General features: G+C 46.5%; 12 protein-coding genes. 1 reads left to right on the top strand and 11 read right to left on the bottom strand.

Annotated elements, in window-relative coordinates; all coding sequences use genetic code 11:
- Positions 1–61 precede the first annotated feature (61 nt).
- From R3P39_RS18035 to R3P39_RS18025, 3 genes are read right to left on the bottom strand one after another with little or no spacing between them, the layout of a single operon-like run.
- The gene (locus tag R3P39_RS18035) at positions 62–1,192 is read right to left on the bottom strand and encodes a sodium ion-translocating decarboxylase subunit beta (RefSeq protein ID WP_336569186.1); all 1,131 of its coding nucleotides are present in this window, start codon (positions 1,190–1,192) and stop codon (positions 62–64) included.
- A gap of 12 nt (positions 1,193–1,204) precedes the next feature.
- Positions 1,205–2,986: a sodium-extruding oxaloacetate decarboxylase subunit alpha gene (gene oadA, locus R3P39_RS18030; protein WP_336569185.1), complete on the bottom strand. Its 1,782-nt coding sequence runs from the start codon at positions 2,984–2,986 to the stop codon at positions 1,205–1,207.
- A 9-nt stretch (positions 2,987–2,995) separates the two neighbouring features.
- A complete protein-coding gene (locus R3P39_RS18025) occupies positions 2,996–3,250 on the bottom strand; it encodes an OadG family protein (RefSeq protein WP_336569184.1) in 255 nt (84 codons plus the stop codon).
- Positions 3,251–3,702: 452 nt separating this feature from the next.
- On the opposite strand from R3P39_RS18025, the gene R3P39_RS18020 reads away from it, so the two are divergent.
- Positions 3,703–4,206, top strand: a complete 504-nt coding sequence (locus R3P39_RS18020; RefSeq protein ID WP_336569183.1) for a hypothetical protein — start codon at positions 3,703–3,705, stop codon at positions 4,204–4,206.
- 121 nt (positions 4,207–4,327) lie between these two features.
- Here R3P39_RS18020 and csrA read toward each other — a convergent pair whose 3' ends face one another.
- The 8 genes from csrA to R3P39_RS17980 form a co-directional block, all read right to left on the bottom strand.
- Positions 4,328–4,513 (bottom strand): carbon storage regulator CsrA, encoded by a 186-nt coding sequence (gene csrA, locus R3P39_RS18015; protein WP_336569181.1) that lies wholly within the window; start codon positions 4,511–4,513, stop codon positions 4,328–4,330.
- 90 nt (positions 4,514–4,603) lie between these two features.
- Positions 4,604–5,827, bottom strand: a complete 1,224-nt coding sequence (locus R3P39_RS18010) for an aspartate kinase (RefSeq protein ID WP_336569180.1) — start codon at positions 5,825–5,827, stop codon at positions 4,604–4,606.
- A gap of 7 nt (positions 5,828–5,834) precedes the next feature.
- Complete coding sequence (gene alaS, locus R3P39_RS18005) at positions 5,835–8,438, bottom strand: alanine--tRNA ligase (protein ID WP_336569179.1); 2,604 nt, start codon at positions 8,436–8,438, stop codon at positions 5,835–5,837.
- Positions 8,439–8,442: 4 nt separating this feature from the next.
- Positions 8,443–8,931, bottom strand: coding sequence for a regulatory protein RecX (locus R3P39_RS18000; protein ID WP_336569178.1), 489 nt, complete (start codon positions 8,929–8,931; stop codon positions 8,443–8,445).
- Entirely contained in the window at positions 8,931–9,722 is a 792-nt protein-coding gene (locus tag R3P39_RS17995) for a BPSS1780 family membrane protein (RefSeq protein ID WP_336569176.1), read from the bottom strand. The genes R3P39_RS18000 and R3P39_RS17995 overlap by 1 nt, the downstream gene beginning before the upstream one ends.
- Before the next feature lie 197 nt (positions 9,723–9,919).
- Entirely contained in the window at positions 9,920–10,543 is a 624-nt protein-coding gene (locus R3P39_RS17990; RefSeq protein WP_336569175.1) for a GTP cyclohydrolase II, read from the bottom strand.
- 192 nt (positions 10,544–10,735) lie between these two features.
- The gene (locus R3P39_RS17985) at positions 10,736–11,242 is read right to left on the bottom strand and encodes a DUF3087 domain-containing protein (protein ID WP_336569174.1); all 507 of its coding nucleotides are present in this window, start codon (positions 11,240–11,242) and stop codon (positions 10,736–10,738) included.
- A 103-nt stretch (positions 11,243–11,345) separates the two neighbouring features.
- Complete coding sequence (locus R3P39_RS17980; protein WP_336569173.1) at positions 11,346–12,722, bottom strand: Na+/H+ antiporter NhaC family protein; 1,377 nt, start codon at positions 12,720–12,722, stop codon at positions 11,346–11,348.
- Positions 12,723–12,929 lie beyond the last annotated feature (207 nt).

Raw genomic sequence — 12,929 nt, 5'->3', positions numbered from 1 at the left:
AAAGCGTGGCAACAAGGCCACGCAATGGTTGGAGAAGTAAGGCGGTGTCGGGATGTGGGTTTTACCCAACTAACGCCAGTAATATCCCTGCAGCAACGGCACTCCCCAGTACCCCGGCCACATTCGGCCCCATAGCATGCATTAACAAGAAATTATGTGGATTGCTTTCCAGCCCCACCTTGTTCACCACTCGTGCAGCCATCGGCACAGCCGATACGCCCGCCGCGCCCACTAAAGGATTGATGGGTGTCTTGCTAAATTTATTCATAGTCTTCGCCATCATCACGCCGGTTGCAGTACCAATACTAAAGGCAACGGCGCCCAGCGCTAAGATCCCTAAGGTCTCAACAGTTAAGAACTGATCGGCAGCAAGCTTTGAGCCCACCGCTAAGCCTAAGAAGATAGTGGTAATGTTAATTAGCTCGTTTTGCGCCGTTTTGCTTAATCTATCAACCACACCACACTCTTTCATCAGGTTACCTAGGCAGAACATGCCCACTAAAGGCGTGGCTGCAGGTAGGAATAAAATGGTGAGCCCCAGCACCGCCAATGGAAACAGGATCTTTTCGGTTTTCGACACTTCCCGAAGTTGTGGCATCGCCACCTGACGCTCTTCAGGTGTGGTCAGTGCACGCATGATCGGTGGTTGAATGATCGGCACCAATGCCATGTAAGAATACGCCGCCACGGCGATGGCACCCAAAAGCTCTGGCGCCAGCTTCGACGCCAAGAAAATGGCGGTTGGACCATCGGCGCCACCAATAATGGCAATCGCTGAGGCGTCTTGTAAGGTAAACTCAAAACCGGGAATGTAGTTCAGCAAAATGGCGCCAAACAGAGTCGCAAAGATACCGAACTGTGCCGCCGCCCCGAGCAGTAGCATTTTCGGGTTTGCGATAAGCGCACTGAAGTCGGTCATGGCACCCACCCCCATAAAGATCAGTAAAGGAAATACCCCACTATCAATGCCGATGTAGTAAACGTAATACAATAAACCACCAGGGTCGGCCAACCCTGCAACCGGTATATTGGTGAGGATGGCACCAAAGCCAATAGGCACCAGCAATAACGGCTCAAACCCTTTCGCTATCGCCAAATAGAGCAAGCCACAGCCAACGGCCATCATGCTCAGGGCAGGCACAGTGAAGTTGGCAAGGCCGGTTGCTTGCCATAAGTTTAATAAACCTTCCATTCGACTCTACCCTTATGCTAATGACATGATGGCATCGCCAGCGCTAACGGCATCACCTTCAGCAACCAACAACTCAGCAACTCGACCGCTGTGAGTGGCTCGCACCTCAGTTTCCATTTTCATGGCTTCCATGATCAGAACCACATCACCCTCTTGCACTTCATCACCAGCACGTACCATTAACTTAAAGATATTGCCTGCCAACGGCGCATTTAAGGTTTCGCTCGAGCTCACCGAAGTCGATTGTGGAATAAGTTCACTGTCTTTAACTTGCACTTCTTTTAATTCGCCGCCTTGTGCCACCACCACGTCGTACACCTTGCCATCGACCTTAACGCTGTAACGCTCAGCTGAGGCTTTCGGTGACGACTTTGTCTGCTCGGCATTGCTATTGCTATCACTCTTAACCAGTGTCGGTTTAGGCTCGAAGGCATCTGGATTGTTACGGTTTTTCAGGAACTTCAAGCCAATTTGCGGGAACAGAGCGTAAGTCAGAACATCGTCAATGGCATCTTCCGCCAACGTGATCTGCTCAGCTTGCGCTTTGTCGCTGAGCTCATTATGCAAGGAATCGAGCTCTGGCTCTAATAAGTCCGCCGGGCGACAGGTAATGGCCTCACTCCCTTCTAAAACGCGTTGTTGCAGTGTTTGATCCATTGGTGCTGGTGTCGCGCCATACTCTCCTTTTAGCACTCCTGCCGTTTCTTTCGTTATCGACTTGTAGCGCTCACCGGTTAAGACATTTAATACCGCTTGAGTGCCAACAATCTGTGAGGTGGGTGTGACCAAAGGCAGATAGCCTAAATCTTTACGCACGCTGGGAATTTCTTTAAGAACCGCATCCAGTTTATCACCGGCGCCTTGCTCTTTAAGTTGGTTTTCCATGTTGGTTAGCATACCGCCAGGCACCTGAGCGGAAAGGATACGACCATCCACGCCTTTTAAACTGCCCTCAAATGCCGCGTATTTTTTCCGTACTTCACGGAAATAACTGGCAACTTCTTCTAGTTCCAGCAGATCTAATCCTGTATCTCGCTCAGTTCCCTGCACAATTGCGGCAATGGTTTCAGTGGCGCTGTGACCATAGGTCATACTCATGGAGGAGATAGCGGTATCGAGCATATCAATGCCGGCATCAATTGCCTTTTGATAGGTTGCCGTGCTTAAGCCCGTGGTAGCATGACATTGCATGGCGATGGGAATCGACACCGTTTCTTTTAGTCCGCTAATCAACGCCTCAGCATCGTATGGTTTAAGCAGTCCTGCCATATCTTTAATGCAAATAGAGTGACAGCCTAAGTCTTCTAACTGCTTGGCTTGGTCGAGCCACATCTGCAAAGTATGCACAGGGCTTACAGTGTAAGAAATCGTGCCTTGAGCATGTGCCCCTACTTTGATGGCGGCTTTTACTGCGGTCTCTAAGTTGCGCACATCGTTCATGGCATCAAAGATACGAAACACATCAACGCCATTGTGGTGCGCCCGCTCAACGAATTTTTCTACCACGTCATCGGCATAATGGCGGTAGCCCAGTAAGTTTTGCCCTCGCAACAACATCTGCTGTTTGGTGTTTGGCATCGCCGCTTTTAACGCACGGATCCGCTCCCACGGATCTTCCCCTAAATAACGAATACAGGAGTCAAACGTCGCCCCACCCCAAGATTCCACAGACCAATAGCCCATTTCATCCAGCTGTTTGGCGATTGGAAGCATATCTTCCAAGCGCATTCGAGTAGCGAGTAGTGACTGATGCGCATCGCGCAGAACTAATTCGGTAAGTTTTAACTGTGACATGCTAAACCCCTATTTGTTATTCTTTCTGTAGGCCGCAATAGCAGCACTAATTGCTGCAATATGCGCTTGTGGAACGCCCTGTGATGATCCCGGCTTGGCCCGTGTCGACGCCGCCGTATTGGCAGGAGTTGCCGCGCTCACCTTGCGAGCAAAGCTGGCAAGTAGTCGCATTGCAAATATCAATATGGATAGAAATACAAACACTCCAACCATGCCTGTTAGCATGAGGTTTGCTGCCTGCAATAACTGCGCACCTATATCCATTGTTACCCCTTAAACTTGCTATTCGCTTTGTCGCTCAGCTTGTTAACCTGCTGCAACAAAGCGTCACTTTTTATGTATTTTATTCACCTTATAACAAAAAACACGGTGCTGTAAAGCAAGTTGTAAATTGGTAATACCAAAATATATTAATCAATTACTATCAGAGAGTTACGCTTGGAACATGGCTAAATAAGGGCTTTATCCGCGAATAAATATGAAAAATATTCAAAATATCGCTCCTAAATGCCCCCTACAGCTAAGGGATCGCAGTGGCATCACAATGCCTAGCTGACAACTTGTAAATTGGACTGACCAAAACATAACCTTTACGTAAACGTAAAGCTAAAACCTATACTATTACTGCCTTAGCAAAAATTAATTGCCGCTAAACTGCTGATATCAGATCTCAACACGGTATAATGAGCGGCAGAAAAATCACCAAAGATAAGCTTATGTCGTCAGTAAAAGAAAATGAAAATTTGTCGTTTCATAGCCAATTCAAGCTTGATAAAGCATACTTTAAAGAGTGTTTTGAGGAATCAGAAGCCAATGGTTTTGCCATCAAGCCAAAATATGGCTTGCTGGTATTGCTAACAGCTCTGGGCTTATTGGCAATTTATGGCTTAGAGCAGCCCTATCTCGGTAACTTTTTAATCTTGCTGGCTGTGGTTGAGTGTTTGGCCTTTTATTACCGTAAGTCTTGGTGGGTGATTAGGCAGAACTTATCTCGGGCTGCGGGCAATATGGTGACCGTTAAGGTGTCTCAACAAGGCATTGAGACGCAAGCGCACCATGCTGAGTTTTCTTATCCTTTTACTGCTCTTGAGGCGCTAACAGAAACCGAGCGCGGCTTTTTAATTGTTCAGGGCGGCAAACCAAGCTACATCAGCAAGTCGGTATTAACGCCAGAAGCGTGCGCTTTTTTGACCAAGCAAAGCGAGATAATTAAGCACTAAAGTCATGTGCTGTTGATACCGCCTTCCAGTGACATTTATTAAGTAATAGGTTTTTCTGTGACAGAAACAATAAACCCCGCTAGTTGCGGGGTTTACTCAAAATTCAGTACTTACTATTGAATTACATGTTGCCAGGATTCGACTTCTCAGCCTGAATTCGCATGTAAATCTCTTCACGGTGAACTGAAACGTCTTTCGGCGCGTTAACACCAATACGTACTTGGTTACCTTTAACACCTAGCACAGTTACAGTTACTTCATCACCAATCATCAGGGTTTCACCTACTCGACGAGTTAGTATTAGCATTCTCTTGCTCCTGTTATTCCAAAATTTAAAAGATTCCGCGTCACTTCCATTTTAAATAAAACTTCCCAGAAAAGTAAGCAAAAACTTAGTTTACTCAATACTTTCCAATTCAAACTTTGCGTGTAACGCTCTTACCGCTAGCTCTAAATACTTTTCTTCTACCAGCGCTGAGATTTTTATCTCTGCGGTGGCAACGAGCAACGATTGGATCCCTTCTTCAGCCAGAGCCTTAAAGAACAACCCTGCTACCCCTGGATGAGACTTCATACCAATACCAACCGCTGATATTTTTGCTACGTTAGCATTAACATCGACCACTGCGCCACCTAATTGTGGTGATTGCGCGGTAATGATTTCTGTCACTAGTGGTACATCCGAAACGTCTACAGTAAAAGCATAGTCTATTTTTTTCTCTCTGTGGTTCAATTGGTTAATCATATCCACTTCGATACCATGCTCACCTAGTATAGCGAGTAAATTAGCTAGGTTACTTGGTTTTACGTCAACGTCTTTTACCCAGATCAGTGCCTCATCTTTATTACTAGCAATGCCAGACACCACTTTATGTGCATTCACTTTGCGTTCCTCATAGCTAATTAATGTGCCACTGTCAGGGGCAAATGATGACAATACCCTCAGCGGCACATTATATCGCCCCGCCGCTTCAACAGAGCGGATCTGCAGAACTTTGGCGCCGAGGCTAGCAAGTTCTAACATCTCTGCAAAGGTCACATAGGAAAGGCGTTTTGCGTGGGGTTCAATGCGTGGATCAGTGGTATATACGCCATCAACATCGGTATATATTTGGCACTCATCCGCTTGTAATGCGCCGGCAATTTCCACTGCTGTGGTGTCGGTACCACCGCGCCCTAATGTGGTGATATTGCCTTCAGGATCACGACCTTGGAAACCGGCAATGATGGTAATGCGATTATGCTGCAGCTCCTGCTGTAAGCGAGCAGTATCAATGGCAGTAATACGCGCTTTGGAGAACATATTGTCGGTTTTTATGCCCACCTGATCGGCAAGTAAACTTACCGCCGAATGACCCCGCTTAATGATGGCCATCGCCAGCAGCGCTATCGACACTTGCTCACCGGTGGTCAATAACACATCCAGCTCTCGAGCACTGGGACGTGCATCAATTTGTTGCGCTAATGAGATCAGCCGATTGGTTTCGCCTGACATGGCAGACAATACCACCACAACCTGATGGCCTTGCTGCTGCGTTTTGATGATATGTTCAGCGACAGCCTCGATGCGCTCGATAGAGCCCACCGAAGTGCCACCAAACTTTTGAACAATCAGCGCCACGTGCTGATTACTTGATTAAATCACTTAACCAGGCAGGTACACTATTGAGTGCTGCGTCGAGGTTTTCAGGCTGTGAGCCACCGGCTTGCGCCATATCTGGACGACCGCCACCTTTACCACCGACTTGAGCAGCCATGTGGTTAACGAGTTCACCGGCTTTGACTTGGCCAACCAGATCTTTTGTTACCCCAGCAATTAAGCTGACTTTTTCACCGTTGGCAACGCCAAGGGCGATAACGCCAGAGCCCATCTTGTTTTTCAAATCATCCACCATGCCACGCAGGGCTTTGGCTTCCGTTCCGGCCACGTTAGCAACCAGCAACTTAATGCCATTCACCTCAGTTGCCGAGTCAAGTAGCGATGCTCCCGCAGCACTGGCAAGCTTGTCATTCAGCTGAGCCACTTGCTTTTCTAGGCCTTTGGATTTTTCTAGTAGTGCAGTGACTTTATCCACTACCGTGGTTGGCTCTGCTTTCACTAGCGCAGCAATTTCATTTAACAGCGCCTCTTGGTCATTAACGTATGCAATGGCATCGGCACCAGTAACGGCTTCAATACGACGAACCCCAGCAGCAATACCGCCTTCTGAAACGATTTTGAACAGGCCAATATCGCCTGCACGATTTACGTGTGTACCACCACACAGTTCAATCGAGTAGTCACCTATGGAAACCACGCGGACTTCGTCATCGTACTTCTCGCCAAACAAAGCCATAGCGCCTTTATCTTTGGCAGCGTCAATGTCCATCAGCTGTGTTTCGAGTGCAAAGTTGCGGCGAATTTCAGCGTTCACGGCATCTTCAACTTGTTGTAGCTGTGCTTTGGTGACGCTTTCAAAGTGAGAGAAGTCAAAACGAAGACGATCTGGCAGCACCAATGAACCTTTCTGAGTAACATGTTCACCGAGTAAATCGCGTAACGCTTTGTGCACTAAGTGCGTTGCGGTGTGGTTTTTCTTCACTCGCTCACGACGCTCCGCGTCAATTTGGGCATCGGCTTTATCGTTGATACCAATACGTCCAACAACGTGACCGTGATGGGCAAACGCGTTACCTAATTTTTGCGTGTCAGTGACCACAAACTCGCCGTTGGCTACTTTTAGCACCCCAGTATCACCAACCTGACCACCCGACTCGGCGTAGAAAGGGGTACGGTCAAGCACGACAACCCCTTGCTCACCGTCTTCTAAGGTGACGGCATGTTGTCCCTCTTTAAAGATCTCAATAACAGTACCAGTATGGTGAACCGCATCATAGCCTTTAAAATCAGTGTGCTTATCAGACTTTAAGCGCTCATTGTAATCGGCGCCAAACTTACCTGCGGCTTGTGCCTTCTTACGCTGCTCGTCCATGCACTGCTTAAAGCCGCGCTCATCGATGGTCATAAAGCGCTCACGGGCAACGTCGGCGGTTAAATCCGCTGGAAAGCCATAAGTATCGTAAAGTTTGAAGACTAAGTCTCCTGGGATAACATCACCTTCAATGTCATTCAGGTTCTCTTCTAAAATCGCTAAACCACGGTCGAGTGTTTTACCGAACTGTTCTTCTTCAATGCGCAACACTTTTTCAATAATGGCTTGCTGTTTTGCCAGCTCAGGGTAAGCAGCGCCCATTTGTTCAGTTAATGCCGCAACCAGTTTGTAGAAGAAAGCCCCTTTCGCCCCAAGCTTATTACCATGACGCACCGCACGACGAATAATTCGACGTAGCACATAGCCACGGCCTTCATTCGATGGCATTACGCCATCAACAATTAAGAACGCACAAGAGCGGATATGGTCGGCCACTACGCGCAAAGACTTGTCTTCTAAATCTTGCGCACCAGTGATTTCTGCCGCAGCCTTAATTAACGCTTGGAATAGGTCAATTTCATAGTTAGAGTGCACGCCTTGCATGATGGCTGAAATACGCTCTAGGCCCATTCCGGTATCGACCGATTGCATCGGTAGCGGTTCCATGGTGCCATCAGCATGACGGTTGTATTGCATGAAAACCAGATTCCAGATTTCGATAAAGCGATCGCCATCCTCTTCTGGTGTGCCAGGAGGTCCACCCCAAATGTGTTCACCGTGATCGTAGAAAATTTCCGAGCACGGACCACAAGGACCTGTGTCGCCCATTGACCAGAAGTTATCGGCAGTATCAATACGAATAATACGGTCTTCTGCAATGCCTACGTCTTTTGACCAAATATCAAAAGCTTCATCATCGTTATGATAAATGGTTACTAGCAACTTTTCTTTTGGCAGTTGCAGTACTTCGGTTAAGAACTGCCAAGAAAACTTAATCGCTTCGGCCTTAAAGTAATCACCAAAGCTAAAGTTTCCTAACATCTCGAAAAAAGTATGGTGTCTGGCGGTGTAGCCAACGTTTTCAAGATCGTTATGTTTACCACCTGCACGAACACAACGCTGCGAGCTGGTTGCTCGAGTATAAGGGCGCTTCTCAGCTCCTAAAAATGCGTCCTTAAATTGCACCATTCCGGCATTGGTAAACAGTAAGGTGGCATCGTTACCCGGAATAAGGGAACTGGATGGCACGATTTGGTGCTGTTGTTTGGCAAAGAAATCTAAGAAGCTTTGCCTAATTTGTGCGGTAGTCATCTGCTGCATGTGATCATTCACCTTTTATTGCTTCTTGCTCAGCTGCATTGATTGCAGTATCGATTGCAAATTCTATTTCATCGAAACTAAAACCACGATAGCTCATGTAGCGCACGCGTTTAGTCTTTTCTTTGTATTCTAATTTTGTTGCGCAAATACCATATTTTTTTTGGTAAGTATTAGCGGCTTGCGTGTACCAATCTATTTGTTGTTCTGCAATTAATTGTTGCAGCGTTTCACGGCTTACGCCTTTTTGTTTTGCGTCCAGTAACACTCTTTTTTCACCGAGCCCTTTGGCAACTTGACGATTAAGGTAGCTCTCAGCGTAGCGCTCATCGTTCAGGTAATCGAGGGACTGTAGCCACTGTAATAACTCCTCGGCTACTTCGGATGTGGCCCCTTTTTGCTGTAGTTTTTGCCGCAAACCTGAGGTTGAGTACTCTTGTCGTGATAGCAACCAAACGGCATAGTTTTTCAGCTTTTTAACTTCATCTTCTGTCATTAAGCATCAAACCTGCCGGAGCTGGACTGCTCACTTTGTTGGCCCTGTTCAACTTCCGCCTTATTAATTGGCATAAACATCGCCTGAAATGAGACAAAAAAGCTGATCATGGCCACCGGCATGATAATTATCGCAGGGATCATCGATAATGGCAGAGCCGCCACTAACAGAGCCGCGATAATCAAGCCATAAATGGTCAACGGTGCCATGTTGTGGTAGAACGCACCAAGCGATAATTTCATGCTATGAAATATGCGCTTTTCGCCTTGAAAAAATACTATAGGCACAACGTAAGCAAACGCCATCATTACCAATGATTGTGCAATTACATAAAAACCCACCTGGGTCAGGGTGATGTTAGTGGCGATAAGCTCAATTAATTGGTTGGCATCGGTGTTTGGCCCTGCGTTTTCAAGAGCAGTGCCAACGTCACTGAATAATACCCCTGCTACCATGGTGAGTAAAAGCGCTGCCGCCATTTGATAAATACCAACACGGAATAAGTGCATGCGCCGGCCTTTCGCGGCAAATGGCTCAAAAATATCTGCGAGCTTGATGGATTTGTTGACTTGCTTATTAATCACCGCAAGATAAAAGCCAGCAGTCAAAAACGGGCCCGATAACGCGGCAACGACATGCAAAATCGGCGCAAGAATAGGCATCAGACTGACGACGGCCATAAAAATATACATCAACATAAAGGTGAGCGGCTGGGTTCTAAAAATCTGCCATCCAGCTTTTATCCATTGCACACCCATGTTTGCTTTAAAAACTCTGATTGGTGTTGACATAATCCACTTAATTTAGCAAAAACGCATCGATTATACTGGTTCGCAAGACAACTGAAAAGCCATGTTGGGTTGATTTATGCGGCCTTAAGGCGGGTATTTAGCCAGCAAAGAAAGTTTTCGCTGCTGGCTAAAGTGTGCAATGTGAATGCAGGCCTTTCATGGGCAAAGCCAACATTGCGCTTACTAAGCAAAAGGGGTTAATCGGCTTTGGATATTTTTTTAATGTCCAACATGTGCTCGCCATGCTGCACTTTGGTTTTTAGGTAATTTTCATTCCCTGACACACCAGCTTTAATATGTGCCTTAGTGCCAACCACTTCATCCACGGTGATACCAGCTTCACGTAAGGCTTTCAGCTTCCTGGGGTTATTGGTCATGAGTTTAACATGGTGTAAGCCAAGCGCTTTAAGCATCAGTACCGCATCGGAGAAATCTCTTAAGTCATCCTCAAAGCCTAAATGGTTATTCGCTTCATAGGTGTTCATGCCTTGCGATTGCAGTACATAGGCGTCAATTTTGTTGTATAAACCAATTCCTCTTCCCTCTTGACGAAGATACAGCAAAACGCCACCTTGTTGGTGCATGGTTTCAATGCATTCATTTAGCTGTTCGCCACAATCGCAGCGTGAAGAATGAAAAACATCACCGGTTAGGCACTCCGAATGCATCCTGATCAGGGGAGTTTGTGCTTTATCAGCACCATTGAATACTAACGCGACATGCTCCTGCCCGTCTTTTAACCCCGAAAAAGAAACTATTTCTGCAGGGATATTACTGTGCTGCCCTACATTCAGCTCGACTCTCGCTCTAACTTCTGCCACGTCTTAATCTTGCCTAAATGTGATAATATAACAATATGCTACCATAACTGAGATATGGTGTCTCTACTGACATTATACAAGGGCTGCAAACAGAACGCTTGTATATTACCGCTGCCTGCAATCATTTTAACTAAAATGCGCTCAGTGAGGCATTAGTTTACGTGGCTAAGCCTCAGTTAGATCGAATTGGTATTAAAACTTGTCGAGTAATTCTGGCCGGTATTGCTCTGCTTTAGGCTCAAGATTGTATTTCGCCGCTAGGGCATCTAACTCAGCCTGCCAAATCGCCAGCTCTTCCATGGTGATGGTATTGTCGTCGAGTTGCCATAATTGTCTCGAGCCCGCGTAGCTATATTGAATCGCTATCATGGCATCGAGATCACCTTGCTCTGCAGCGGCCTTAAGCTTGCGCATTTTTCGGGTAATTTTATTGAGCGACTGCTTAAGCTCCCAGACATAGGTCACTTCCGTCATATACGGATGGTGTTTGTACTTTTTCAAGACTAGCGCAATGGCAATGACACTGACGATCACTCCGCTGAGATTCCAGTGAAAGTGACTGCCATCAGGGTCTGGAAACAGTTGAATTAGTGCTTGTGCAATACCCAGGCTGCCTGCCGTAAGTGCGACGACGCAAGCGACTATCACCTGATTTAAATGTTTACGGTAACGCTTTTTATCTATTTGTTGTAACTTCATCACTACTGCAGTTAATCATCAGCCTTTGGTGCGAGCATTCTAGCCCAAGTCACTGCTTCGCACCACGATGTAAATCAATAATCTAGCTTTCATTCGGCTAACATTAAATCATGACCACACTGGCGATAAAAAAGCATACGATGGCCAAGGCGCCACCCAGTAAAGCATAAGGCAGCTGGGTTTTGACGTGGGTTAACAGATCGCAGCCCGACGCCAATGCTGATACCGCACTGGTATCTGAAATTGGAGAGCAATGATCACCAAATATTCCGCCACTTAAAATAGCGCCCACCACTAACGCTGGCGGCAAGCCTAATGCTTGGATAAGCGGTACACCAATGGGAATGAGAATGGCAAAGGTGCCCCAAGACGTGCCGGTAGTAAAAGACATAATGGCCCCAGTAATAAATAGTACCGGTACGATTAGGTAAATGGGTAAATAATCTCCAACTAAGGAAGCCACAAAGGTGCCGGTACCAAGATCTTTAAGGCTAGCACCGAGTGTCAGCGACAACAGCACAATGCTGACAAGAGGAAGCAGCTCTCCCATGCCTTTAAAGCCAACATCCATTAACTCGTGGTGGCTAAAGCGCTTGCCACTGAGGAGCAAAATATAGGCGACCACAGAGGCTAAAATGGTGGCATACAGCACTGACTTTGAGCCGCTGCCATTGGCCAGCACCCCATCGCCGGTCCAAAACATAAAGCCGATCATACTGATGATAAGCGTGGCTAATGGCACTAGCATATAGCGTGATTTAGTTGCCGCTGGGCCTGCTTCGAGTGCGGTTGTTTGCTGTTTTAATTCAGCTTCTGCGGCTCTCATTGGGCCATGTACTTTATCAAACACTATGGTGTAAAAGACGATGAGTAAGGCAATAATGGCATAGAAGTTAAAGGCCACACTGCCCCATAAAATACTCACGGCAGACTGCTCTAGCTCATAGTTACTCAACAAACCCAACACGTATGCCCCCCAACCGTTGAGCAAAATTAAGATACAGATTGGGGCACTGGTACTATCGATAATATAAGCCAGCCGAGCACGGCTCATTTTAAATTTATCAAACAAGCCTCGGGCAACAATACCTGAGGTCAGCACACTCATGTTCGATTCAATAAATACCGCGGTGCCAGTAAACATAGTCAGAAGCCCTACTTGGCGCTTACTTTTCGCCACGCCACGATTAAGTAGCATGTTCACGGTTGCAGCGACCCCTCCCGACTCGCGAATGTACGCTAATAAGGCACCAATCAGCACACTGAACATCAAAATACGACTGTTGCCTGCGGACGTAATAACCGTGACAATACGTTCAATACTGCCAAAGAAGCCGCCAATGAGTAGACTGTTATTATTTTGTAATGCCAACAGCAGCTCTGAAGAGATTAGTGCAAGTATTAACGCAATGATCACTTCCTTGCGCCAAAACACCACCAGAATGGCGATCAATGGCGGTAATATTGAAACCCAGTCCATATTCTTCAACTTAAAATTTTAAAACCTTTAGCTTAAATTAAGTGACTGAAAACAACAAATTTTTGCGCTTAACCTTGCAAATAAAAAAAGCAGCGGTGGATCCTGCTATTTTTCCTGCAATTAATGCAATGATCTGCCAATTGGGGCTATCACATTCAGTGCTATGAACCTATAATGAATACAAATTCATTCGTTCGGGTTTTATAT

It is taken from the genome of Pseudoalteromonas sp. UG3-2, assembly GCF_037120705.1.
Lineage (GTDB): Bacteria > Pseudomonadota > Gammaproteobacteria > Enterobacterales > Alteromonadaceae > Pseudoalteromonas.
This window is presented reverse-complemented; position numbering and strand designations above follow the sequence as displayed.

What these genes read in the sequence shown, in the direction of transcription:
- R3P39_RS18035 (WP_336569186.1), bottom strand. Translation starts at nt 1,192, where the DNA reads ATGGAAGGTTTATTAAACTTATGGCAAGCAACCGGCCTTGCCAACTTC.
- oadA (WP_336569185.1), bottom strand. Translation starts at nt 2,986, where the DNA reads ATGTCACAGTTAAAACTTACCGAATTAGTTCTGCGCGATGCGCATCAG.
- R3P39_RS18025 (WP_336569184.1), bottom strand. Translation starts at nt 3,250, where the DNA reads ATGGATATAGGTGCGCAGTTATTGCAGGCAGCAAACCTCATGCTAACA.
- R3P39_RS18020 (WP_336569183.1), top strand. Translation starts at nt 3,703, where the DNA reads ATGTCGTCAGTAAAAGAAAATGAAAATTTGTCGTTTCATAGCCAATTC.
- csrA (WP_336569181.1), bottom strand. Translation starts at nt 4,513, where the DNA reads ATGCTAATACTAACTCGTCGAGTAGGTGAAACCCTGATGATTGGTGAT.
- alaS (WP_336569179.1), bottom strand. Translation starts at nt 8,438, where the DNA reads ATGCAGCAGATGACTACCGCACAAATTAGGCAAAGCTTCTTAGATTTC.
- R3P39_RS18000 (WP_336569178.1), bottom strand. Translation starts at nt 8,931, where the DNA reads ATGACAGAAGATGAAGTTAAAAAGCTGAAAAACTATGCCGTTTGGTTG.
- R3P39_RS17995 (WP_336569176.1), bottom strand. Translation starts at nt 9,722, where the DNA reads ATGTCAACACCAATCAGAGTTTTTAAAGCAAACATGGGTGTGCAATGG.
- R3P39_RS17985 (WP_336569174.1), bottom strand. Translation starts at nt 11,242, where the DNA reads ATGAAGTTACAACAAATAGATAAAAAGCGTTACCGTAAACATTTAAAT.
- R3P39_RS17980 (WP_336569173.1), bottom strand. Translation starts at nt 12,722, where the DNA reads ATGGACTGGGTTTCAATATTACCGCCATTGATCGCCATTCTGGTGGTG.